The following is a 23,156-nucleotide window of genomic DNA, read 5'->3' on the forward strand; positions in this document are numbered from 1 at the left end:
TTTTAATTAGGGTGCAAATATACTAAAAAGTCCGCATTTTAAAATGCGGACTTTTTAGTTTTCAGTCGCAGTGATCAGTTTAACACACTGTAAACTGCGACTAAATATTGTAACTGAAAATTAACTAATATCTGTATACAAATGCATTTACGTTCATTCCAGCTCCAACTGAAGCAAAAATTACAACGTCGCCTTTGTTGATTTCATGATTTTCTAATTTCCCTTGTATTAAAAGGTCATAAAGCGTTGGAACGGTTGCTACACTGCTATTTCCTAAATCATGAATGCACATAGGCATGATATTTTCTGGTGGAGTTTTGCCGTGTAATTTGTAAAAACGATTGATAATTGCTTCGTCCATTTTTTCGTTTGCCTGATGAATTAGGATTTTCTTCACATCATCGATAGCAATTCCGCTTTTGTCTAAACAACTTTTCATAGCTGCAGGAACTTGGCTTAATGCAAATTCATATATTTTACGACCATACATTTTAATGTATTTCGTGTCAGGATCTAAATCGGGATTGTATGATTTTCCGAAGTATAAATATCCAGCTTCTTCATTTGCATAAGTAGCACTTTCGTATGATAATAATCCAGTTTCATCATCTGAAGCTTCTATTACTGATGCTCCAGCTCCATCTGAATAAATCATAGAATCTCTATCGTGATCATCTACAACTCTGGAAAGAGTTTCAGCTCCAATAACTAAACAACGTTTTGCCATGCCAGATTTGATAAAAGCATTTGCTTGTAGCACGCCTTCTATCCATCCTGGACATCCAAATAAGATATCGTAAGCAACACATTTTGGGTTTTTTATACCTAGTTTGTTTTTTACACGCGTTGCTAAACTCGGTAAAATATCAGATTGGGTTGTCCCGTATTTTACATCACCAAAATTGTGTGCAAAAATAATATAATCAAGAGTTTCTGGGTCGATTTTGGCATTTTCGATTGCTTTTTGAGAAGCGAAGAATGCTAAATCAGATGAAGTATATTGATCTTCGGCATAACGTCTGTTCTCAATTCCTGTTATACCTTTGAATTTATTAATGACAACCTCGTTTGGGTAGCCAAAAGGAGTTCCGTCTTCGTTTAAAAATACATGTTTATCAAAATCCGTATTCTTTATTTCTTTCTGCGGAATATAGCTACCTATTCCTGTTATTTTTATTTTCATTATACAGTTTTCCAAAATAATTTAGGCTAATTTAGAAATAAAATAATAATTACAACTATAATATTTACTATGCATGCATATAATTATAGAATAATTTCTATTTTATGGGAATAATTGGTTATTTGTTAATTATTGCTGTGGATTTTTGAATTTTTTATTGAGTAAATTGGGACTATTTGAAAATTTATTTTAAAAATATTTTATTACTTCAAAAAAAATGCCCCGATTAATCGAGGCATTTGTAGGAATATATTTTGTTTTTACTCTTCCATGTAGGCCTCAATAGGAGCACAACTACAAACTAGATTTCTATCTCCAAAAGCATCATCGGCTCTGCGTACAGTTGGCCAGAATTTGTTTTCGGCTATATAATCTAATGGGAAAGCTGCTTGCTCTCTTGTGTATGGGAAATCCCAAACATCGGTAGTAAGCATTGCTAATGTATGTGGAGAATTTTTTAAGACATTGTTTTTATCTTCGATAGTCGAAGCTTCGATTTCTTTACGAATAGAGATCATAGCTTCACAAAAACGGTCTAATTCTTCTAAGTTTTCACTTTCTGTAGGTTCAATCATTAAAGTTCCTGCAACTGGGAAAGAAACTGTTGGTGCGTGGAAACCATAATCCATTAAACGTTTTGCGATATCAGTTACTTCAATTCCTTTTTGTTTAAAAGGACGACATTCTAAGATCATCTCATGAGCTGCACGACCCATTTCTCCAGAATATAAAGTGTCGTAATGACCACTTAATTTTTCTTTGATGTAGTTAGCATTTAAAATTGCATGTTGTGTAGCGCTCTTTAAACCTTCAGCTCCTAACATCGAGATGTATCCGTAAGAGATTAAACAAACTAATGCTGAACCCCAAGGAGCTGCAGAAATAGCAGTAATAGCATGATCTCCTCCAGTTGCAATAACTGGGTTTCCTGGTAAAAATGGAACTAATTGTGGAGCAACGCAAATTGGTCCAACTCCTGGTCCACCACCACCGTGAGGGATTGCAAATGTTTTGTGTAAGTTTAAGTGACAAACGTCGGCTCCAATTGTAGCAGGATTTGTTAATCCAACCTGAGCGTTCATGTTTGCACCATCCATATAAACCTGACCTCCGTTGTCGTGGATTAATTGTGTGATTTCTTTAATAGCACTTTCATAAACTCCATGAGTAGATGGGTAAGTTACCATTAAACAAGAAAGGTTGTCTTTATGTAGAATTGCTTTTTCACGTAAATCTTCTACGTCGATGTTTCCGTTTTCTAATGTTTTTGTAACGATAACTTTCATTCCAGCCATTGCAGCCGAAGCAGGATTTGTTCCGTGTGCCGATGATGGAATTAAAGCAATGTTTCTGTGGTGATCTCCTTTTGATTGGTGATATGCACGAATAACCATAAGTCCTGCGTACTCTCCTTGTGCACCAGAGTTTGGTTGCAAAGTTGTTCCTGCAAATCCTGTGATAACATTTAATTGTTCTTCAAGTTTTTTCAACATTTCCTGATATCCTTGTGCTTGATCTAGCGGAGCAAAAGGGTGAATGTTGTTCCATTGCGGGCTGCTTAATGGCAACATTTCAGAAGCTGCATTCAGTTTCATTGTACAAGAACCTAGAGAAATCATCGAGTGATTTAAAGCTAAATCTTTACGTTCTAACATTTTGATGTAACGCATCAAAGCTGTTTCTGAATGGTATTTATTGAAAACATCATGCTCTAAAAATGATGATGTTCTTTTTAAATGCTCTGGGAAATGATTTGTATTTGTTAAGCTATCTATTGTTGCAGCTTGTTTATTTGTAGCTGTAGCAAAAACTGAAATGATTTCGTTTACTTCGGCAACACTTACTGTTTCGTTTAATGAAATAGAAATTGTGTTATCGTCGATGTAGTAAAAGTTAATTTCGTTTTGTTCTGCAATTGTACGTACTTTTTTAGCATCGGCTTTTACAACGATAGTATCAAAGAATGCAGTATTAGTTTGGTCTACGCCTAATTTTTTCAACTCATTTGCAAGTGTTGCAGATGCAGCGTGAACTTTGTCTGCGATGTATTGCAATCCTCTTGGTCCGTGATATACTGCATACATTCCCGCCATTACAGATAATAAAACCTGTGCAGTACAAATGTTTGAAGTTGCTTTATCACGTTTTATGTGTTGCTCACGTGTTTGTAATGCCATACGTAAAGCACGGTTTCCATTAGTATCGATTGTAACTCCAATGATACGTCCTGGCATGCTTCGTTTGTATTCGTCTTTTGTTGCAAAATAAGCAGCGTGTGGTCCACCATATCCTAACGGAATACCAAAACGTTGTGTAGTTCCTACAACAACTGCAGCTCCCATTTCTCCCGGAGGAGTTAATTTTGCTAAGCTTAAAATATCGGCAGCAACAGCAACTTTAATTTCGTTTTCTTTTGCTTTAGCGATAAAGGCAGCATAATCATGAACTTGTCCGTATTTTCCAGGATATTGAAGAATTGCTCCAAAATATGCTGTTGAAAAATCGAATGTTTCGTGATTTCCTATAACTAGTTCAACCCCGATAGGTGTTGCACGAGTTTGTAAAACCGATAATGTTTGTGGTAAAATTTCTTCGGAAACGAAAAACTTATTGATTTCGTTTTTCTTTTGATCTCTTGATCTTACATCAAATAAAAGTGCCATTGCCTCAGCAGCAGCAGTTGCCTCATCTAATAATGATGCATTGGCAATTTCCATTCCAGTTAATTCAATAACTGTAGTTTGGAAATTAAGAATTGCCTCTAAACGACCTTGAGCTATTTCAGCTTGGTAAGGTGTATACGCTGTGTACCATCCTGGGTTTTCAAAAACATTTCTTTGAATTACAGCTGGAACAATAGCTTGGTTGTATCCTAAACCAATATATGATTTAAAAACCTTATTTTTATTTCCTAGTTGGTGTATGTGATTTGAAAACTCATATTCTGTCATTGCAGGATCTAAGTTTAACGGTGCTTTTAAACGAATGTCATCTGGAAGCGTTTCATAAACGAGTTGTTCAATAGATTCAACTCCAATTGTTTTCAACATTTGTTGATGGTCGGTTTCTCTCGGGCCAATGTGTCTTAAAGCAAAAGCATCTGTTTTCATATAGTAGTAAAAGTGTTGTTTTTTAGTGGTGCAAAATTAAGTATTAATAATAATCTAATTGCTATTTTTAATCGCATTTTTTGTCAAATTTACAACTAAAGGGTTGATTTCTTATTAATTGATTAGTTTTGTTATATGAAGGTAGTTACGCAGTTATTTAATTTTTATATTATTAGTAGCATTCACGTTGCTTTATCGTGTTATGCATTGGTACGATTAACGTTCCATATGTTTGGTATTGAGTATGATGAATCGATGGCTTTGTTTGTGTTTTTCGGAACTATTGTAGGATATAATTTTGTGAAATACGATGCTTTGGTTCGGGTTAATAGAGTACCAATAGGGAATCAATTAAAAATTATTGCAGTTTTTAGTTTTTGTTCTCTTTTATTAGTAGGGTATTATTTTTTTCAATTAAAGCGAATCACTCAAATTGTCTCGGTAGGAATATTTGCAATTACGGCACTTTATACACTTCCATTCTTCCCGAATAGAAAAAATGCCCGAAACTGGGTTGGGGTCAAAATATATATTGTAGCACTTTGTTGGGTTGGAGCTACTTTGGTTTTACCATTAATAAATGCTGAAATTGCGTTTACTTCCGATTTTTATTTAAAATGTGTACAGCGTTTTATTTTGGTTTTCGTACTAATATTAATTTTCGAAATTATCGATCTTGCCAATGATGATCCACATTTGCAAACTGTTCCGCAGCAAATAGGAGTAAAGCGTACCAAAATTTTAGGATTATTACTTCTAATTCCGTTTTATTTTCTTGAGTTTTTTAAATCTACTCTTGATAAAAATCAATTGGCGATAAATTTAATTATGGTTCTTGTGTTGTCGCTTTTTATTGTTTTTGCAAATGAAAAAAGATCTAAATATTATACTTCTTTCTGGGTCGAAAGTATTCCGATTTTTTGGTGGTTGATGGTTGTATTTTATGGATAAAAGATATAGAAACAAAAAAACCGATGTATCAACATCGGTTTTGTATAAGTGTAAGTAAAGCTTTATTTCGTTTTTTGAGCCGTAACAGCTTTATTTAATTCTGCTTTGGCTTCATCCAATTTCTTCTTTTTCTTATCGATTTTTTCTTTTCCTTCCTGATTTTTAATTGCTTTATTTAGATCATCAGTTCTTTCCTTAACTTTTTGTTCTTTATCTTTTACTTTTTTGTCAAGGTCGTTATTTACTGTCTTTGTAGTACAGTTCTTTTTGGTTTGAGATATAGCTTCTTCAACTCCCTTAATTTGGTTTTGATTTCCAGCTTTTTTAGCGTATTCTAATTTTGTGTTCAATTCACATAATTTTCTTTCACATCCTTTTAAATCTTTACAATTACTTTGCGCAAATCCGATAAAAGAAATTGCAAAAAATGCTACAGATAGAATTTTTGTTTTTACTGACATATTATTTTTTTTAAAATTAATGTTTTCTAGTTTTTTCAATTGTTACTATAAAATCAGATTGTTTTTAGAGATAAACCCATCAGATTTGAAAGGATTATCTTTCAAGTTGTTTATCATAAAGTGTGCCATTCTCTCCTTTTTTTAGGTTGAAACTTTGATAATCGTTGCTAATGTATTTGATTTTTAAAGTTTTATATGTTGTAAAAGTGAAAGTAAGGAATTTGTTTTAATTGTCTTTTTCGGATACTTCTTTTAGGATTTTGTTTCTCTCTAAAAGGAATTGAAATAAATGTTTCTTTAAAAATAAAACATCAAATAATTTTCCTAAGATGCCAAAAGGAGTTTCATATTGTAATTTATCAGTCATGATTGTTTGCTCATTTTCCTCTTCAAAAAAATGCTCGTGTTTAAATGATTTAAATTTACCACTTTCCATTTCATCTACAAAGTAGTCGTAAAAATTCATTGCAGTAATTCGGCTTTTATGTGTTAAGTACAATCCGAAGTGTTTGCCTCGCCACGTTACAGTTTCGTTATAATTTATTAATCCAGTTGTTATGCCTGTAATTGCTTTTTCGTTTGATTTACTTGCAGATTGTAGGTGAACATCAATATCTCTAGAATTATCAAAGACGATTTGTTTTGGTGCTTTTATTTTTGTTGTAAGATGAATCGTTGTCATAATAAGTCGGCATTATCTTCAAATTTCATATTAAAAAATAACCCAGTAATAATGGATGCTATGGAATAAGATATAGCAATATCAAACCACCAAGTTCCATTTATGAGTGCCGTAGTTATGAAAATTCCAGTCACTACTATTATCATTAAAATCATTTTTCTGTAAATCATTTTTATACTTTTGTTTTTTGTAGCATTAAAGACAAAAGAGTAAAAAATGTAAGTTGGTAATGAGAATGCTAATCCCATAAACAACATTATTGGATATATTTCCAAAAGACTAAAAAAACTACCTCCATTTGAGCCATTTAAAGACTTAATAATTGAAAAAAATATTGGTCCGCATAACAAAGTTAAAACCCAATGACATATTACAAATTCCCATTTCATCTTTATAATAAATCTTTAAAAGCATCCTCTACATTATCGAACTTAAATTCAAATCCATTCTCTAAAAGTTTTTTCGGAATCACGTTTCTGCTTTTTAAAACTAATTCGGGTTGTGTTCGAATAAAGAAAGCTCCTATTTTAAGCAAAAATGTATTGAGTGGGATTCCGAAAGGAAAACCAACACTTCTTTGAAGTTTCTTCATAAAGTCTGTATTGCGAATCGGTTTAGGGGAAACAACATTAACAATCCCAATCATTTCTTTTTGGAGTATAAAATTTATTGCATTTGCAAAATCGTCTTCGTGAATCCAACTAATAAATTGATTTCCTTTTCCTTGTTTTCCTCCGAATCCAATTTTGGCTAAGGTTTTAAGCGGAATTAAAGCGCCGCCTTTCTTCCCTAAAACTATTGAGGTTCTTAAAGCGGTTTTTAAGGTATTTGGAGTTTCAGTATTAAAAAAAGCTTTTTCCCAAGATAAAGCCACGTTTATTGAAAAGTCATTTCCAATTTCGCCAGTAGCTTCATCCATTTCTTTATCTAATGAAAATCGATAAATTGTAGCTGTAGATGAATTTAGCCAATGTCTAGGCGGATTTACACAATTTAAAACGGCTTTGTTTAAAACCTTGGTACTCTCGATTCGAGATAATAAAATTTCTCTTTTGTTTTCTTTTGTATAACGACAATCTACAGACTTTCCTGCCAGATTTATTAAAACAGTAGCCTCTTCAAGTTCGTTTTCCCAACCAGAAAAAGTTTTTGCATCCCAGTTTATATATTTAATTCCGTCAATAGTTTTTGATTTTCCTCGAGTCAGAATTATAATTTCTTCAAATTTATTTTTAAAATGGTTGACTAAGACCTGTCCTAAAAAACCTGTTCCAGCTGCGATAATAAGCTTACTCATTTTGTAAAGTATTAACCCTAACAATCCCGTCCTGACGTTTCGGGATCAGGATTGTTAGGGTTGGGTTATTAATTAAATTTTTAAAACTAATCTATCTTCTTGTTGTGCTTCTCTAGCTTTTCTTTTTCCTCTAAAGAAGAAATATAAATTAAGGAATAACATTAATCCAAGGTAAATAGAAAAACTTCCTATTTTATAACTTAAAGCCTCAATTAAGATTTGATAATTATTAATGTCTTCGCTTATTCTTAATATCATTAATGCAAAGCCAAGATTAAGAAGGTAAAAACCTGTTTCGAAAAGTTTGTTGGTTGCATCCGCAATTTCTTCTCTTCCTCTAAATATGTCTAGCATATATATTTTTCCGTTTGCGAATAAAGTTTTAGAAACATAGTATGTTAGAAAAAGTGCTATTGGTAAATAGATTGCATAACCGACTAAAATTTTTGTAGTTTCCATGATGTTTAATTTACTAGTTATTAATTAATTTTTGAATGTATTTAGTTATTATAATGATGTTTATGTAATGTAATCCTGAGATTATAAATATGATAATTGCTGTTTTGGTTGCTATTACTTCTATGAGTTGATTGGTAGTTATTATTGTTTCCCACGAAATTAAAGTCATTGCACAATAGCCAATATTTAATAGATAATAGCCTAGAAGTAGCATTTGATTTATTCGTTGGCATAAATCTTCGTGATTGGGAATAAGTTCAGAAACGAATACATTGCCATTTTTATAACAAGTTTTTCCAACCCGTACAATTATGAAGATGGTAATCATTAAGTAAATGAAATACCCAATAATATTAAGATTTGCATTCATGACCTTATTTTTTTCTTGTTCTCGACAGTAATCTTAGAGCCAATTGCTAGAAAAGCTGAAACTGGTTTTGATTTATTCAGGAAAGCAAAATCTTTCCCGTAGTTATCTTCAAAATCGACATCTATTTTATAATCGATTATTGGTAGTTGTTGCCATCTTGGGTGTGTTACTTCATATTCGAAAGTGGTATTATTATCATATTTAGTATATCCAAAATAATGCTCAGTAATAAATTCGGCTTCGGAGTTTAATTCTATTTCTAATTCCTTTTTTCCTGTTTCAATTTCAATTGAATTCCACTTGTTATGATTTTTCCATTGGTAAACAAATGTTTTTGATTCTTCATTATCGGTAACAGAATGCTTCATTTTATTAGTTTGGTAATGTTCATTGTATAATGTGTTTGCAATAAAAGTAATGGCAGTTTTCGGGACTATCTCTTTTATAAATACAACACCACGTTTCCATTCTCCATTTTCAAATCGTTTTACATAAAATCGAAGGTTTACTTCTTCAAAATCGATATGAAAAGGAACTTTTACACCTAATACTTTTGTATTCTCAAACATAAAACCAACTAAACTCACATAACATTTGTTGTTCCATACATCTATTTCGGTTCCTACCGGTACATATTTCTCTAATGTTTTAGCATCAACTTCGTAATTTAATAATGCTAAATTTTTCCATTCGGCGGTTAAGAAACTCATTGGTTTGGTTTTTTATAGATTATACTTGAAAGATAAATTGCTAATAGTAGAGGAGTTGGAAATAATATATAGGTTAAAAAGTGATTATAATTTAGACGGTGATTAATTAACCAAAGAATAAAGAATGAAGCTACTACTGCCATATAAGTTTGGAGAGCTCTATCATGCGGATTATCGATTAACATTTTTACACCAATTGAAAATTGTAGGAACCCGGTTAGCATAGTTGAGTATAAGGCTAGTATAAATGCCACTTCTTTAAATATGGGGTAGGTAAGTAGAAGGACAAAGGGAAGGCAAATAGCAAATGTGTTAATATTTTTTATAGTTTTCATGGTTATTGATTGTTTTAAACTTTCAGAAAAAAATGAAAGTTTTAATTAAATTTTTTTAGTTTGATGTTTTACTTCATAATTTTCAGGACCAAACGTCCCAACCAGTTTTCATTGAATTCGGTCATTTTATCCAACATATTATCTGCTTTTAAAACAAAATCATACAACTTGGTGGTTTGCTCAACAAAGTGTTTTTCTTCTGCAGAATTCTTCGAGTCAATCGAGGAAACTTCTTTTAAAATTTTAAGAGCAGGTTTAATTTCACGTTTACTTCTTTCTCTTGCAATTTTCACAGCAAGTTCATCTAAATCTTTTTCGGCAGTAAAGAATTCTCTTCTTTCTCCGGTTTTGTATTCTTTATAGACAATTCCCCAATCCATCAAAGCTTTTAGGTTCATGCTGGTATTACCACGCGAAATTTGCAATTCTTCCATAATATCTTCCATAGAAACAGGTTCGTTAGAAACCATTAATAAAGCATGGATTTGTGCCATGGTTTTATTAATACCCCATTGAGAACCTAATGCTCCCCATGTTTGAACGAATTTATTTTTTGCTTCTTTGAATTCCATAGATCAAAAGTAAGTAAAAGTTTTTAAACTTTCAAAAATAAATGAAAGTTTATTGTGTAAAATTGCAATTATTTATTCAATATAGTTAAAGTCAAGTGTTTATAATCGGTTTGCTGTCCTGTGTCATTTTTTTGTTTAATCCATAGCAAAAAAAATCTGTTTGATAACAATTTGTCAAAAAGGGGTATTTGTTTGTTCTAGCTTTGAAATAGGAATAGCCTCAAAAACGTATTATTAAGATGTTTTTGAATATTCTAAAATGCTTTATAACATGTCAAATAAGTGGAGCAGAACCCACTTAAAAAAAAACGAACTGTTTCGCACAGTAAAAAGCGAAGGCGGATCTGAAAAGCCATATGAGTAGGAATAAAAACTATAACAATGGGAATAATTATGCCATACGGTGTTGCTATTAGAGAAGCTTTAGTCTCAAATGATTTGGCTAAGATGGAAGCTGTCGCTAAACAAGCGAAGCAAACCATAAAAGACCAAGGAGATCTAACTGTAGCTTTACTAGACTTGCTAGACGCAATAGATTCTTTAAAGAAGAAAAAATAAACTGACTTGTACAGAAAAACAAGGGTGGATCTGAAAAACCTAAAGAGTAGGAATAACTATAAATACAAGACATTATGGCAACAGTGCTTTACGGAGTAGGAATCAGAGAAGCGATTGCTTCAAATGATTTAGAAAAAATGGTTGCAGTAGCTGAACAAGCTAAGAAAACTATAAGAGATCAAAAAGATTTGCATGTAGCATTGGTAGAATTGCTTGATGCAATTGATGCTTTGAAAAAGAAAAAGTAATCTAAAAAAGACGGTTTATTAAGTTTTACTTTTTAAACCGTTTTTTAACTAATTATCAAACCATAAATAGAATTAAGATGGATAAGACTTCGACACGATACAGAGTAAGAGATGATTATGAAACAGCTACCCCGGTTCATGTAGTGTGGGAAATTACTTTAGCTTGTAATTTAAAATGTTCACATTGCGGATCCAGAGCTGGAAAAGTAAGACCTGGAGAATTAACTACTGAACAATGTTTTGGTGTTATTGATAGTCTTAAACGTCTTGGTACAAGAGAAATTTCCATTATTGGTGGAGAAGCTTTTTTAAGAAAAGACTGGCTTGAAATTATCGAAAGAATTCATCAAAGTGGAATTGAATGTTCTATGCAGTCTGGCGCATATAACTTAAATGAAGAGCGAATCATTGATGCAAAAAAAGCAGGAATAAATAATATTGGAGTTTCCATCGATGGAATGCCTGATACACATAATAAAATAAGAGGAAGAAGAGATTCTTTTGAGCATGCAGTTAATTGCTTGCAACTACTTAAAAAACACAATATAACTTCTAGCGTAAACACAGTAATTACAAAAAGAAGCAAAAATGAATTGAATGAACTTTTGGATGTTCTAATAGAAAATGATGTAAAGAACTGGCAAATACAACTTGCTGTTGCTATGGGAAATGCCGTAGATAACTCAGAAGAATTAATAGTTCAGCCTTATGAATTAATAGATTTTTACGACGATCTTATCGTAATATACAGAAAAGCCTTAGCGCATAATATCTTAATTCAGGCAGGTAATAACATTGGTTATTTTGGACCATATGAGCATATTTGGAGACAGGGAAATGAAAAATATTATACAGGATGTTCAGCAGGACATACAGGAATAGGGATTGAGGCAGATGGTAAAATTAAAGGTTGTCCGTCATTACCCACAAGTGCTTATACAGGAGGTAATGTAAAAGATATGGATCTGGAGGACATTTGGAAATATAGCGAAGAAATGGTTTTTTCCAGATATAGAAATAAAGAAGAATTATGGGGAGGTTGCAAAGGCTGCTACTACGAATCTTCTTGCTTGGCTGGCTGTACATGGACAAGCCATGTGTTGTTTGGTAAGAGAGGTAATAATCCTTTTTGTCATCATCGTGCTTTAGAATTAAAAAAGAAAGGACTTAAGGAACGAATAAGAAAAATACAAGAAGCACCGGGTGATTCTTTTGATATGGGACTTTTTGAAATTATAGTTGAAGATGAAAATGGAGTAATAGTAGAAATACAATCGCCAAATAGTGAAACTCCTATTTCGGTTCCAGCTACAGAGATTGCAGACAGGGTTCCCAGAATTCCCAAAGCACTTAAGTTATGCAACGGATGTGATAATTATGTTTATGAAGAAGAAACAATTTGCAGCTTTTGTAATGCCGACGTTCAAAAAGTAAATGATGAATATGCACTTAAAATGGAAAGAGCAAAACAGACACTAGAAAAATTAGAATTATTAATGATGAAATAATGCAGAACTGTTTAAGAAAGACGGGTTGTTTTTTAATAATCAAGCTTTAATCTTTTCTATCTAATACTAATGAGTTTGTGACATCTTGCATCTACCTGGTTTATTTTGAGGTTAAGATGAATTGGTTGTAAATGTAAATCAAGTCAGAGCCTTGATTTATTCGAGATTAGAGTAATGAAAATCATGAAAGATCATGGAACATACAGTTATTATACCTCTTTATAATAAGGAAGCTTACATATATGATACGATTCGTTCCTTGGCTTTTCAGGATAAAAAGGCATCGCAAATTATTGTTATAGATGATTTTAGCACAGATAGAAGCTTAATTTATTTAAAAGATTCATTATCGTTTTTTGCACCACAATTTTTGCAAACCGATATTAAAATTATCGAATTAGAGGAAAATAAAGGGTCTGGTAATGCAAGAAATATTGGGATAGAACTTGCAACAGGAGATTTTGTAAGTTTTTTGGATGCAGAAGATTGTTATACCTCTTCTTGTTTAAGCGATGTCAATTTGATTATAGAACAAGAAAATATAGATGTTTTGATACTTGGGATTGTATTGGTTCCATCCGATGATTATTTGCCAAACATTAAATCATTCGAAAGAGAATTAGTTCCCCTTTCCGATGAATTGTTTTTAGTACCAAATGCATTGCACACTATTAGTTCGCCAGATTTTATTATGGGAGTTGGCAGTAATGTTGTTATCCGAAAACAATATTTGAAAGAGATTTGTTATGAGATTAATGATTTCTTAAACGAAGGAATTGATTTTTGGTATCATGTTTTAAAAAACCTGCCTCAATCTGCTCGGGTTGGATTACTCAATAAAGCTTGTATTGAAGTAAGAGAGATAGAAGGAAGTTTATCTCGAAGCAGTTATGCTAATTGGGCAGCATTAGAAATTCCTATCTCAATAAAACGATATATGGGGAGCTCTAATCGATACGATCAACAGTTAATGGGAATGTTATCACAGCGATGGCTAAAACATGCAATGGAGCGATTGCCGTCCTGGCAACAAAAAGCGTTATTTATTTTAAATCATTTAGAGATCTTAATTAAAAACGGCTATTATTTAAAAAAAAGAAGTAAACAAAAATAGAACTATGTATTCAGATTCAATTATCTACCGATGAGTTCTTTTTAAAGATGTTGCTCAATCAGAGATAACGGTTTTTTATAAAGTAATTGTCTTTAATTAGATACCCAAAAAAGTTTCATTCCGATTATTATTTACTTCATGGATAAAAAAACCTGTTTTATGACATTTTTTTATTCATGACTTTATGTGCATTGTAATTTTAATGATGAAAATAGAAAAAGATTGTCAATTCAGACAGTCTTTTTTGCTTACTGTTTTTCGGTATAGGTACAAGGGCATGATTTTATTTAAAATATATTTATTTCAATTGAAAATCAGGTATTTATACGTTATTCGAGTTTATGGGATTATTGTTTCTTTATTCTTGAATAATCAAATGGTTTTAATAAAATAAAAATCAGCCCCAATGATTTTTAATCCTTAACCTATAAAAAAATAAATATGTCACACGATCCCCCAAATTTAGATTCTGATACATGGATTTATCGAAACCTGTATTATCATTCAGACCAATCTCTTGGCGAAAAATTTTTAAAAGAGAAAAAGGTTGCTGAGGTTATTAAAGTGCCAAGAATTAATCAAGTCCCAATAAGAGGTTCTTTCTCGATTTCGGCCTTTGCAACAATTGTAGGTAGAGACAGTTTACGTAACGAGAGTAGTATAATGGAAACACTATGTTTAAATCTACAAGAAAACCATCAGTAATTTTCGAATGGAAGTAGTGTGATACTTCTACTAAAAATTCAAAAAAAAATAAAACCAATAATAGCACCAATTTATCTTGATAAATAAGTGTTGTTTAAAACCAAGAAATCATGAGAAAATTGAATATAAAAACCAGCATTGTATTTATTGCAATTGGGATGCTCCTTTTTTTAGGATGCAAGAAAACAGATTTGCTATCTAATACAGATAAAGATTATGAATATTTACCCCAAGATGTAGAACAGTCTTGTGTTGTTACAGATGCCGAATTTAAAACTTGGTTTAAGGGAGGAACAGTTACTGAAAACGGATTAGTTGAGCCTGCAAATAGTGTAACATTCCCTCATAATAACAACTGTGATTTCTATAAATGGTCGGAGCAAATGTTTTTATGGATTACCTCACCAACTTCTAGCGGTTCATATAAAAGTGGAGGAACAGTAATGGAATCTCCTGTGTTTTATAATGTTTCGGCGGCAGATAAAAACGGAAACCGAGTATTGACTCCTCATGCTCCAAATACTATAATGAGTGCAGTAGGTAATATTGAGCAAACAGGACCAAATAGATTACCGATTGTGTTTGATAAAAGCGGGAAAATGTTTGAGGTAGAACCTCAAGAGAAAAATGAAGCCGTTAAAGATGCTGCAAATAAATCTGTTGTTGTAGGTAAAATAATTGCCAATGCCAATGGATTGCATTCTTTTGTAGATACAAAGGGTAAAGCTATTTCAGGCCCTAAAGCAATAATAGCTGGTAAAGTTCATCCTGAAAATATTGTGCAAGAATTTAAACAGGGAAATAAAACGATTCTTCTTGATTCAAAAGGAAATATAATTGATACTGAGCAAGGACAGGCAGGTTCTAGCGGAGCATTAGTTGCGAGTAATAATTCATTAGTTTATTATATAACAATGGTAAATGATGTTTATGCTTACTTTTTGACTGGTATAAAAGATAAGACATTAAAAGCAAAAGAATTTCCAACGACTGCGGCTGCACGTGACAGTATTCTTGCTTATGCAAAATTGAAAGGTTTTGCACCACCACCAGATCCAGATGCTTTGGCAATGGAATTAAAAACATCTTGGGTTGAAGCTAAGGATTTACCAAATGCAGAGACTTATATCACAATTAAAGCTAAAATTCCAGTATATGACAAGACAGATCCTAAACTTTGGAAATTAACAGATAAAACAACAGTAACAACATTGGCATTAGTTGGAATGCATGTGGTAGGAAGTGTTGCAGGACATCCTGAAATGATTTGGGCAACTTTCGAACATCTAAAAAATGCACCTAATACAGCATATTCATACACAGATGTTAATGGTAAAGTAAAGCAAGTAAAAGGAGATACTGGTAAAGGATGGCTTTTTAATGATAATGCAAATGATACTGTAGGAGGACAAAATATCCAGAATATGACAGTAGTTAATGATACACTTAATACGGATGTAATTAAAATTGTAAATCCTGCGCTTAATAGTTCTAAAGTCAGAAGAATTATGGCTTGGGGTGTTGCTTCAGATACTATTCCAAATGCTGAAGATAAAACGCCTGCAAATTCTAATAGTGAAATCATCTCTATTAATAATGCGGTACGCAAAATGTTGGTTGGTAACGATATCAGGAAAAATTATTTACTAATAGGGGCAACCTGGACTTCTGGAGGTGTTGTACCAAATGGTTATTCATATCCTTATAATGGGACTCCACCAACTCCAGGAAATGCGATTGGTACCGGACGATTAGCAAACACTACAATGGAAACCTTTTTTCAGGCACCGAGCTCGAATGCAGTTGCGAGCAGTGGTACTAACGCAGTTACTTCTTGTTTATATTGTCATGGTTATTCACTAGATCCAAGAACTAAGAATGGGATAAGTCATATATTTAGTGATATTCGTGCATTGCCTACAAATATGAAGAATTTACCGAAATTAAAATAAGTTACTAATTCAAGTAAAAAGCCAGTACTAAATTTAGTTACTGGCTTTTTGCTTTTATATATTTTATAATAAAGGGTTTGTTAAAATTTCTAAATTTCTATATTTGTGAATGAATAAAATACGTATGGGAAATAATTTCAGATTAAAATTAGGAAAAAACAGCTTAATCCTTTTTGCTTTTGTTACAATTCTAGTAGGTTGTAAACGTATAGAAAAGACAAATGATGATAGTAGTTTAAGCGTGGAAAAAAAACTTGAAATTTCTTCCAAAGAAATACAAAGGATTTTGAGCACAAAAGCAAATCTAGAAAACACACAAGTTTCAGATGAAATGAAATTGAGTATTCCAGAGAACTATTATTTCCGAACAAGTTCTATTAAAAAGGATGAAATCGATGCGGATTCTAAATTTGGGAAAATTGCTTTGGCTACAAAAGATAGTTATGATTATGTCGAAATCATAAATTCCTTGTTTGTTAATAGTAAAGTAGGTGAAGAAAGTGTAGTCATTGTAAAAGATGATAACCCAAGCTTACTTACAATCGATGATTTGAAAGAAGACTATGAAATAGAAACTATCTATTTTGAGGATGAAAACAGTATCGTATTTAGCGAAGATAAAACGTTTACAACAGTACATTTTCAATACGATCCAACAACCAAAAGTTATTTGATTTACAGAGGAAGCATTAGTTGGAGCAAAGCTTTTCCTAATGAAGATAAACTCGATTTGGCTTTTTACTTTTTACGGAATGCTAAGAACCTTTTGAGTACTAATTTTACAAAGCAAGAATTTACATGGAAAGATTATGTAGATAACAGACCAAAAATCGAAATAAATTTAATGAAGTTCTATTTCAAGAATTTCAAAAAAGAAATGGGGGCTTTTCTGAATGTTAATGAAATCTCAAGTCCAGAATATGATGGTCATTCATTGGTTAAGTTATATCGATTAGCTCCAAATGGAGATGCTTTGTTTTACGAATATTTAAATAAACTAGAAACTGGACAATCCTATGGGGCTCAAGATACAAAATGGGCTAGTGAGTTATTTTATACAGATGATAAGTGTAAGGTAATCCCAAAAGGTAATTCTTCTATCGTAGAGATTACCAGCTTAAATTATGCAGGAGAGGTTTATGAAAAAGAATTTATGGTTTTTTCGATAATCAATTATGACAAGAAAGCTTTTTTACTGAAAACCGAAAATAATTTAAATGAAAAAACAACTGATTTTTTCGTCAAGATGTTTAATTATTATTCAGAAAACTTCACTTTAGATTTAGCTAATAAAAAATAATTATGAAAAAAAGTATCGTTGGTTTATTAGTTTTAGCTTTGACTTCCTGCAATCCAGTTGGAGAAAATTTGGGAGAAATGCCATTGTTCCAAAATGCCATTTCATCAATAGATAGTTTAGATTTAAAAAAAGGAGAAGAAATTGTATTTTGGTCCAAAGTAGCAACACGCAAAGACTCGTTGTTTTCAAAATATAAGATAAAATACAGTATTAGCCTTAATGGTAAAATTATTCATTTTGACAGTACTTATGTAGAAGAAGGTAAACATATCATAAATTCAAAAGTAATAAAAGATGAAATTGTTCATTCCTCTTCAACAGAAAAAGATTCGATAGAACATGTCGAAAATTGGGAATTCGAAATAGAAAATAAATCGTTTAAAATTCCTCAAGACGGAAAGTATAATTTTGACTTTAAATTGGAGGCTCCCGAACTAGATTTTTTTGCAAAGAACAGTAGTGCTACTTCGGTTATAATTAGAAAGAAATAAAAAAAAAGCTGTCAATCGACAGCTTTTTTTTATTGGAATTGTTTGATGTTTTCTTCAAATTCTATTTCATCTTGGTTTTGAAAATATTCGGTATAAAATGATTTATGGATTATATAATAAAAAACGTAATAAACCATAAACACTGAAATTATTGCCAGCCAAAGGAAAGAGAAAATTTTATCCTGAATGAAAAACAGGTATCCTTTTGTAAAATCAAATACCTCTTTGATATCCTCGTAATAAGTTATGATCGCTATGGCAAAAGGAACAATTTTAGTAGTAACCCTGAATCTCGTTAATAAAATTACTGCAATGATTAACATTGGAATTTTATAAAAAACATTAGGATCTCTATATTCAGCTTCAGTAGAAAAATACCCATAACAAATTAACACAACAGCGAGAACGCAGTAAATAGCCAGGTGGATATTCCTTTTAGTTTTTAGTTTAGTTATATATTCTGGGATAGATTGGTTGCCTTTTTTTGAAAATAATAGAATAAAAAACGAAATAAGATTTAATATTGGAACCAACGAAAGTGAATTGATTATACCAAAATATTTTTTAAGCGAATAATTTCTGTATTGAAGCAAGTTTCCTAGAAAACGACCACTTACAAAAAGGACAAAGAAACTTGATAAGAAAAATAAAACGCGAGTATATTCAATCTTATCAAATGCATAAAAAGAAACGCGAAGCGCATTACTGCCTAAATCGATAATGCACATTATTAAAACCGTATAACTAATAATGAATCCCCATTTAAAAAATGAATTAGAAATAGGTTGAATATCTACTGGGTTGATTATTTCTTTTCTAGAATAAATTCGGTTAGATATGTAAAAAAAGCCAGCTAAAACAAGTGCCGTTTTTATTGAAATTAACAGAAAAATAAAACAAACAATAATATCCTGAGTATATGGAGAATCGCTTACAGAGGCAAAGTATTTATAAAACTCATCGACGTCGCTCTCTATTATGTAAGATAAAACAATTGTTATGACCAACTGAATCAGGAATGTTTTATATTTTGAAAAAGTTGTAGCATGTTTTTCATTTTTGAAATACGAAACCGAAAAGTAAAGCATCGGAATGATAAAAGTAAAAAACTGAACAACTGAATGAATATAGGCGCTATTGGCGATAGGAAGATAATAATCGGCTGTTAGGTACAAATCATTTCTTAACGTAAAATAGGGAATGAATAATAACTGAATAATAATTCCTTTTTTTATAAGGTCATTTTTATAAAAGTACCAAGCAAAAATAAGACTGTGTAAGAACCAACTCTGAGCTTTCCAGATAGTATCATATATGGTTGTTTCTGGCCCGTAAAACGAAACAAAGTAGTTACTACAGTAAAAGAATGCAATAAGTGAAATTAATATCCAAATGGAGTTTAAAGCTCTTTTTTGTGTTGCAGAGTATTTTTCGGTCATTAATAAATATTTAAATGATGTTTAAAAAGATTTATAAACAAATATAAATAATTATATCGCATTAGTAAGAAAACTTTTAGACGCTATAAAAAGGATTAGATTTTAAAAAAGAAAGCCGAAGTATTTACTTCGGCTTTTTACTTATCTTTTGTCTTCTTTAGAATAATTGGAAATGCCATTTATATCAATTTCATTTCCTAGAAAATATGGCTCTCGATTTCGTGCAACATCAAGAACCGATTTTAATCTCGAAAAGTATTCTCTAAAACATACATATTTGTAGTTTTGATATTCTCTTGCATTAGCAGAAAATCCAATAGATTTTATTCCGAGTTTATCACTAATATAGATGGCTCTATTTAGGTGATATTCTTGAGAAATTAAAACAGCACTTTTTATTTTGAAGATAGATTTAGCTCTAAACATTGTCGAATAGGTATCAAAACCGGCATAATCAACATATATTTTAGTAGTGTCAACCCCGTTTTCAAAACAGTAATTTTTCATTACAGTTAACTCATCGTGTTCATCGCTGCCATTATCTCCAGAAAGTAAAATTTTATTTATTTTCTTCGATTTGTACAATAAAATACCAGCATCGAGTCTGTCTTTTAAATAAGTACTGGGTTTGTCACCATTGATTCCAGCACCAAAAACAATCCCAACATCGGTTTTTGGAATGTCATTTAAGGAATGATAAATTAAATCATTGGTTTTTGATTTCACATTTACATTGATGTAAATAATTATAATTAATCCAATAATTGAAAGATATATGAGTTTTTTGAAATGTTTTTTCAAGGTCTAATTTGTAAGATTAAGGTTTTTTTTAAAGTATTGAAGATAAGTAAAATTAAGATTAGTATTTTAATCGAAATTAAACAATAAAAAACCGAAACAGATGCTTCGGTTTTTTATTGTTTAAAATTCTAATGTTGATTATATTCTTCATTATATAAAAGTTTATATAGAATTGCATAATTGCTGTAGGAATTTGAGTTTTGAAAATCAAAATTGCTGTTTATTTTTCCAATCGCTTCATTCATTCCACAATGGAAACATATTTTTAATGCAGCAACAGGCTTTTTGTTTTTTTTGAAAATGAAAATGTCATTATACAAAGGGACACATGCTACTTCATGATATTTTAAATTTATATCATTTGTTACTGTTTCTAATATATTTTTAATTTTATTTTTTGGAATATTTTTACTTGTGAAGCCTAAATCTATAAGTTGATTTTCAAATTTATTGATGTTAATATTTTTATCATCTAAATTGCTGTAAACATCTTGAAATTTCTGATTATTTTCATTCTTTTTTTCAATTTCATCTGAGACGGTAAAGTATAAAATTTCATCAAAATTATTTGTCAAATTACTGTTGCTATTTTTCTTCTGTTGTATTTCTGAACTTGATTTATTAATCTCGTTTTTTTTATTACAACTTGAAAGTAAAATAATAGATATAGATAGGAACCATAATAAGTTTTTCATGCTTTAAGATTTAACCATTATTTATTTCAAAAATCCCACCGACATAAATTATATCAATCCCGCTCTTTTTAATAAAGCTTCTGGTTTTGGTTCCTGACCTCTAAAACGTTTGTACAAAATCATCGGATGTTCAGTTCCTCCTTTAGAAAGTACATTGTCTTTAAATTTTGTAGCTACTTCATGATTAAAGATTCCTTTTTCCTGAAAGTATTCAAATGCATCGGCATCTAGAACTTCAGCCCATTTGTAACTGTAATATCCAGAAGAATATCCACCTTGAAAAATATGTGAAAACGCAGTACTCATTGCATTTTCTTTCACCTCAGGATATAATTGAGTGTCTTTAAATTGTTCTGTTTCGAATGCTTTTAAATCAGTAATACTTGTTGGATCTTGTCCGTGCCAAGCCATATCTAATAATCCAAAACTTAACTGACGCAATGTTGCTAAACCTTCCTGAAAACTTGCACTTTCTTTAATTTTAGTAACATATTCCATCGGAATTACTTCGCCAGTTTCATAATGATTAGCAAACAAAGCCAAAGCTTCAGGTTCGTAACACCAGTTTTCCATAATCTGACTTGGTAATTCTACAAAATCCCAATATACCGATGTTCCAGATAAACTAGGGTAAGTTGTATCGGCTAACATTCCGTGTAATCCGTGACCAAATTCATGGAACAAAGTTGTTACTTCATTAAATGTAAGTAATGAAGGTTTCGTTTCGGTTGGTTTTGTAAAGTTACATACGTTTGAGATATGTGGTCTTTCGTTTATTCCGTCTTTTCTGTATTGCGATTTAAACGAAGTCATCCAGGCACCATTTCGTTTTCCTTTTCTTGGAAAAAAGTCAGCGTAGAAAACAGAAACCAATTCGTTTTTATCATTCGTAACTTCATAAGTCATTACTTCTTCGTGGTATTTATCGATATCAAATACTTCGGTAAAAGTAAGTCCGTATAGTTTTCCTGCAATTGTAAAAGCACCATTTAGTACTTTTTCTAACTGGAAATAGGGTTTTAGTTTCTCATCATCCAGATTAAAAAGCTGTTGTTTTAATTTCTCTGAATAATAAGCACTATCCCATTTTTCTAATTGCTCGATTCCGTCCAACTCTTTTGCAAAAGCAGTAAGTTGATCAAACTCTTTTTTGGCTGCAGGTTTGGCTTTAGCCAATAAATCATTTGAGAAAGAAAAAACTTTCTCAGGGTTTTCGGCCATACGTTCCTCCAGAACAAAATGAGCGTGGGTTTTATATCCTAATAAATTGGCTCTTTCAAAACGTAGTTTTACGATTTTAAGTACAATTTCCTGATTGTCGAATTCGTTATTTTGGAAAGATCTTGCTCCAAAAGCGATCGCAAGCTTCTTGCGCAATTCACGGTTATCAGCATACGTCATAAACGGAATATAACTCGGATGATCTAATGTAAAAATCCAACCTTCTTTTTCTTGGCTTTTGGCCAATGAACGAGCTGCTTCGATAGTTCCTTCTGGTAATCCTGCTAAATGGTTGTAATCGGTAAGATGTAATTCGAAAGCATTCGTTTCAGCTAAAACATTTTCGCCAAACTGCAAACTTAACTTAGATAACTCTTTGTCGATTTCGCGTAATTGGTTTTTCTTTTCTTCAGGCAAATTAGCTCCGTTTCTTGAAAAGCTTTTGTATTGTTTGTCCAAAAGAGTCGTTTGTTCCGGATTAAGATTCAAACTTTCTTTCTGATCGTAAACGGCTTTTACTTTTGTAAATAAAGCAGCATTTAAGCGAACATCATTTCCAAATTCAGATAATAACGGAGAAACATCCTGAGCGATTTTTTGCATTTCGTCACTTGTCTCAGCAGAATTTAAGTTGAAAAAGATACTCGAAACACGATCCAGAATATCTCCTGTATAATCCATTGCTACGATAGTATTCTCGAATGTTGGTGCTTCAGTATTATTTACAATTGCATCAATTTCGGCTTTCGCCAAAGAAATCCCTTCCTGGAAAGCAGGAACATAGTCTTCGATTTTAATTTGCGAAAAAGGGGCAGTATTGTGTTTGGTAATAAATGTTGAAAGTAAAACGCTCATTATGATATAATTATTTTATTAATTGAAGTCGATATTTTTGAATCTCAAAGATAGCAATTTATAAAAATCTAATCATCTAAACAGAATCGATTCTCGGCATAAAATCCTCTTAAATTGTGTTATAGATATGTTATTTATT

At 31.6% G+C, this 23,156-nt stretch carries 23 protein-coding genes; 9 read left to right on the forward strand and 14 right to left on the reverse strand.

The window, feature by feature from the left end:
• Positions 1–124 precede the first annotated feature (124 nt).
• Positions 125–1,183, reverse strand: a complete 1,059-nt coding sequence (locus B8T70_RS00950; protein ID WP_039111786.1) for a 3-oxoacyl-ACP synthase III family protein — start codon at positions 1,181–1,183, stop codon at positions 125–127.
• A gap of 260 nt (positions 1,184–1,443) precedes the next feature.
• On the reverse strand, positions 1,444–4,293 hold the full coding sequence (gcvP, locus tag B8T70_RS00955) for an aminomethyl-transferring glycine dehydrogenase (RefSeq protein WP_086893594.1): 2,850 nt from the start codon (positions 4,291–4,293) through the stop codon (positions 1,444–1,446).
• 135 nt (positions 4,294–4,428) lie between these two features.
• Here gcvP and B8T70_RS00960 point away from each other — a divergent pair, with 135 nt between their 5' ends.
• Positions 4,429–5,244 (forward strand): hypothetical protein, encoded by an 816-nt coding sequence (locus tag B8T70_RS00960; protein WP_086893595.1) that lies wholly within the window; start codon positions 4,429–4,431, stop codon positions 5,242–5,244.
• Between the two features lie 62 nt (positions 5,245–5,306).
• Here the strand turns inward: B8T70_RS00960 and B8T70_RS00965 are convergent, their stop codons facing one another.
• The 8 genes from B8T70_RS00965 to B8T70_RS01005 form a co-directional block, all read right to left on the reverse strand.
• Positions 5,307–5,705: a DUF1090 family protein gene (locus B8T70_RS00965; protein WP_123912052.1), complete on the reverse strand. Its 399-nt coding sequence runs from the start codon at positions 5,703–5,705 to the stop codon at positions 5,307–5,309.
• 226 nt (positions 5,706–5,931) lie between these two features.
• Complete coding sequence (locus B8T70_RS00970) at positions 5,932–6,387, reverse strand: SRPBCC family protein (protein WP_086893597.1); 456 nt, start codon at positions 6,385–6,387, stop codon at positions 5,932–5,934.
• Entirely contained in the window at positions 6,384–6,776 is a 393-nt protein-coding gene (locus B8T70_RS00975) for a hypothetical protein (protein WP_086893598.1), read from the reverse strand. Before B8T70_RS00975 ends, B8T70_RS00970 begins: the two co-directional genes overlap by 4 nt.
• Positions 6,777–6,778: 2 nt before the next feature.
• Positions 6,779–7,684 carry a TIGR01777 family oxidoreductase gene (locus B8T70_RS00980; RefSeq protein WP_086893599.1) on the reverse strand — a complete coding sequence of 302 codons (906 nt, stop codon included), beginning with the start codon at positions 7,682–7,684 and terminating at the stop codon, positions 6,779–6,781.
• A 72-nt stretch (positions 7,685–7,756) separates the two neighbouring features.
• On the reverse strand, positions 7,757–8,143 hold the full coding sequence (locus B8T70_RS00985; protein ID WP_039111779.1) for a hypothetical protein: 387 nt from the start codon (positions 8,141–8,143) through the stop codon (positions 7,757–7,759).
• A 13-nt stretch (positions 8,144–8,156) separates the two neighbouring features.
• Positions 8,157–8,513 (reverse strand): hypothetical protein, encoded by a 357-nt coding sequence (locus B8T70_RS00990; RefSeq protein WP_039117328.1) that lies wholly within the window; start codon positions 8,511–8,513, stop codon positions 8,157–8,159.
• Positions 8,510–9,223 carry a YqjF family protein gene (locus B8T70_RS00995; protein ID WP_086893600.1) on the reverse strand — a complete coding sequence of 238 codons (714 nt, stop codon included), beginning with the start codon at positions 9,221–9,223 and terminating at the stop codon, positions 8,510–8,512. Before B8T70_RS00995 ends, B8T70_RS00990 begins: the two co-directional genes overlap by 4 nt.
• Before the next feature lie 403 nt (positions 9,224–9,626).
• The gene (locus tag B8T70_RS01005) at positions 9,627–10,130 is read right to left on the reverse strand and encodes a GbsR/MarR family transcriptional regulator (protein ID WP_086893602.1); all 504 of its coding nucleotides are present in this window, start codon (positions 10,128–10,130) and stop codon (positions 9,627–9,629) included.
• 381 nt (positions 10,131–10,511) lie between these two features.
• On the opposite strand from B8T70_RS01005, the gene B8T70_RS01010 reads away from it, so the two are divergent.
• The 8 genes from B8T70_RS01010 to B8T70_RS01045 all read left to right on the forward strand — a co-directional run bounded on the left by B8T70_RS01010 (position 10,512) and on the right by B8T70_RS01045 (position 18,006).
• Positions 10,512–10,688, forward strand: a complete 177-nt coding sequence (locus B8T70_RS01010; protein WP_081912437.1) for a DUF1843 domain-containing protein — start codon at positions 10,512–10,514, stop codon at positions 10,686–10,688.
• Between the two features lie 74 nt (positions 10,689–10,762).
• Positions 10,763–10,936, forward strand: a complete 174-nt coding sequence (locus B8T70_RS01015; protein ID WP_082001761.1) for a DUF1843 domain-containing protein — start codon at positions 10,763–10,765, stop codon at positions 10,934–10,936.
• A gap of 77 nt (positions 10,937–11,013) precedes the next feature.
• Positions 11,014–12,444 (forward strand): radical SAM protein, encoded by a 1,431-nt coding sequence (locus B8T70_RS01020; RefSeq protein WP_086893603.1) that lies wholly within the window; start codon positions 11,014–11,016, stop codon positions 12,442–12,444.
• A gap of 193 nt (positions 12,445–12,637) precedes the next feature.
• Entirely contained in the window at positions 12,638–13,558 is a 921-nt protein-coding gene (locus tag B8T70_RS01025) for a glycosyltransferase family 2 protein (RefSeq protein ID WP_086893604.1), read from the forward strand.
• 441 nt (positions 13,559–13,999) lie between these two features.
• Positions 14,000–14,263, forward strand: coding sequence for a hypothetical protein (locus B8T70_RS01030; protein ID WP_039117322.1), 264 nt, complete (start codon positions 14,000–14,002; stop codon positions 14,261–14,263).
• A 110-nt stretch (positions 14,264–14,373) separates the two neighbouring features.
• The gene (locus tag B8T70_RS01035; RefSeq protein ID WP_086893605.1) at positions 14,374–16,215 is read left to right on the forward strand and encodes a hypothetical protein; all 1,842 of its coding nucleotides are present in this window, start codon (positions 14,374–14,376) and stop codon (positions 16,213–16,215) included.
• Positions 16,216–16,324: 109 nt separating this feature from the next.
• Positions 16,325–17,515: a hypothetical protein gene (locus B8T70_RS01040; protein ID WP_086893606.1), complete on the forward strand. Its 1,191-nt coding sequence runs from the start codon at positions 16,325–16,327 to the stop codon at positions 17,513–17,515.
• Positions 17,516–17,517: 2 nt separating this feature from the next.
• Positions 17,518–18,006, forward strand: coding sequence for a hypothetical protein (locus tag B8T70_RS01045; protein WP_086893607.1), 489 nt, complete (start codon positions 17,518–17,520; stop codon positions 18,004–18,006).
• 29 nt (positions 18,007–18,035) lie between these two features.
• Here the strand turns inward: B8T70_RS01045 and B8T70_RS01050 are convergent, their stop codons facing one another.
• From B8T70_RS01050 to B8T70_RS01065, 4 genes are all read right to left on the reverse strand, one after another.
• Positions 18,036–19,445: a hypothetical protein gene (locus B8T70_RS01050; RefSeq protein ID WP_086893608.1), complete on the reverse strand. Its 1,410-nt coding sequence runs from the start codon at positions 19,443–19,445 to the stop codon at positions 18,036–18,038.
• A 141-nt stretch (positions 19,446–19,586) separates the two neighbouring features.
• Positions 19,587–20,246 (reverse strand): vancomycin high temperature exclusion protein, encoded by a 660-nt coding sequence (locus B8T70_RS01055; protein WP_086893609.1) that lies wholly within the window; start codon positions 20,244–20,246, stop codon positions 19,587–19,589.
• Positions 20,247–20,374: 128 nt separating this feature from the next.
• A complete protein-coding gene (locus B8T70_RS01060) occupies positions 20,375–20,941 on the reverse strand; it encodes a hypothetical protein (RefSeq protein WP_086893610.1) in 567 nt (188 codons plus the stop codon).
• A 48-nt stretch (positions 20,942–20,989) separates the two neighbouring features.
• Positions 20,990–23,017 carry a M3 family metallopeptidase gene (locus tag B8T70_RS01065; RefSeq protein ID WP_086893611.1) on the reverse strand — a complete coding sequence of 676 codons (2,028 nt, stop codon included), beginning with the start codon at positions 23,015–23,017 and terminating at the stop codon, positions 20,990–20,992.
• Positions 23,018–23,156 lie beyond the last annotated feature (139 nt).

Source organism: Flavobacterium sp. AJR (assembly GCF_002156885.1).
Lineage (GTDB): Bacteria > Bacteroidota > Bacteroidia > Flavobacteriales > Flavobacteriaceae > Flavobacterium.

Excerpts from the sequence above, each read along its gene's own strand:
- B8T70_RS00950 (WP_039111786.1), bottom strand. The coding sequence starts at position 1,183 with ATGAAAATAAAAATAACAGGAATAGGTAGCTATATTCCGCAGAAAGAA.
- gcvP (WP_086893594.1), bottom strand. The coding sequence starts at position 4,293 with ATGAAAACAGATGCTTTTGCTTTAAGACACATTGGCCCGAGAGAAACC.
- B8T70_RS00960 (WP_086893595.1), top strand. The coding sequence starts at position 4,429 with ATGAAGGTAGTTACGCAGTTATTTAATTTTTATATTATTAGTAGCATT.
- B8T70_RS00965 (WP_123912052.1), bottom strand. The coding sequence starts at position 5,705 with ATGTCAGTAAAAACAAAAATTCTATCTGTAGCATTTTTTGCAATTTCT.
- B8T70_RS00970 (WP_086893597.1), bottom strand. The coding sequence starts at position 6,387 with ATGACAACGATTCATCTTACAACAAAAATAAAAGCACCAAAACAAATC.
- B8T70_RS00975 (WP_086893598.1), bottom strand. The coding sequence starts at position 6,776 with ATGAAATGGGAATTTGTAATATGTCATTGGGTTTTAACTTTGTTATGC.
- B8T70_RS00980 (WP_086893599.1), bottom strand. The coding sequence starts at position 7,684 with ATGAGTAAGCTTATTATCGCAGCTGGAACAGGTTTTTTAGGACAGGTC.
- B8T70_RS00985 (WP_039111779.1), bottom strand. The coding sequence starts at position 8,143 with ATGGAAACTACAAAAATTTTAGTCGGTTATGCAATCTATTTACCAATA.
- B8T70_RS00990 (WP_039117328.1), bottom strand. The coding sequence starts at position 8,513 with ATGAATGCAAATCTTAATATTATTGGGTATTTCATTTACTTAATGATT.
- B8T70_RS00995 (WP_086893600.1), bottom strand. The coding sequence starts at position 9,223 with ATGAGTTTCTTAACCGCCGAATGGAAAAATTTAGCATTATTAAATTAC.
- B8T70_RS01005 (WP_086893602.1), bottom strand. The coding sequence starts at position 10,130 with ATGGAATTCAAAGAAGCAAAAAATAAATTCGTTCAAACATGGGGAGCA.
- B8T70_RS01010 (WP_081912437.1), top strand. The coding sequence starts at position 10,512 with ATGGGAATAATTATGCCATACGGTGTTGCTATTAGAGAAGCTTTAGTC.
- B8T70_RS01015 (WP_082001761.1), top strand. The coding sequence starts at position 10,763 with ATGGCAACAGTGCTTTACGGAGTAGGAATCAGAGAAGCGATTGCTTCA.
- B8T70_RS01020 (WP_086893603.1), top strand. The coding sequence starts at position 11,014 with ATGGATAAGACTTCGACACGATACAGAGTAAGAGATGATTATGAAACA.
- B8T70_RS01025 (WP_086893604.1), top strand. The coding sequence starts at position 12,638 with ATGGAACATACAGTTATTATACCTCTTTATAATAAGGAAGCTTACATA.
- B8T70_RS01030 (WP_039117322.1), top strand. The coding sequence starts at position 14,000 with ATGTCACACGATCCCCCAAATTTAGATTCTGATACATGGATTTATCGA.
- B8T70_RS01035 (WP_086893605.1), top strand. The coding sequence starts at position 14,374 with ATGAGAAAATTGAATATAAAAACCAGCATTGTATTTATTGCAATTGGG.
- B8T70_RS01040 (WP_086893606.1), top strand. The coding sequence starts at position 16,325 with ATGAATAAAATACGTATGGGAAATAATTTCAGATTAAAATTAGGAAAA.
- B8T70_RS01045 (WP_086893607.1), top strand. The coding sequence starts at position 17,518 with ATGAAAAAAAGTATCGTTGGTTTATTAGTTTTAGCTTTGACTTCCTGC.
- B8T70_RS01050 (WP_086893608.1), bottom strand. The coding sequence starts at position 19,445 with ATGACCGAAAAATACTCTGCAACACAAAAAAGAGCTTTAAACTCCATT.
- B8T70_RS01060 (WP_086893610.1), bottom strand. The coding sequence starts at position 20,941 with ATGAAAAACTTATTATGGTTCCTATCTATATCTATTATTTTACTTTCA.
- B8T70_RS01065 (WP_086893611.1), bottom strand. The coding sequence starts at position 23,017 with ATGAGCGTTTTACTTTCAACATTTATTACCAAACACAATACTGCCCCT.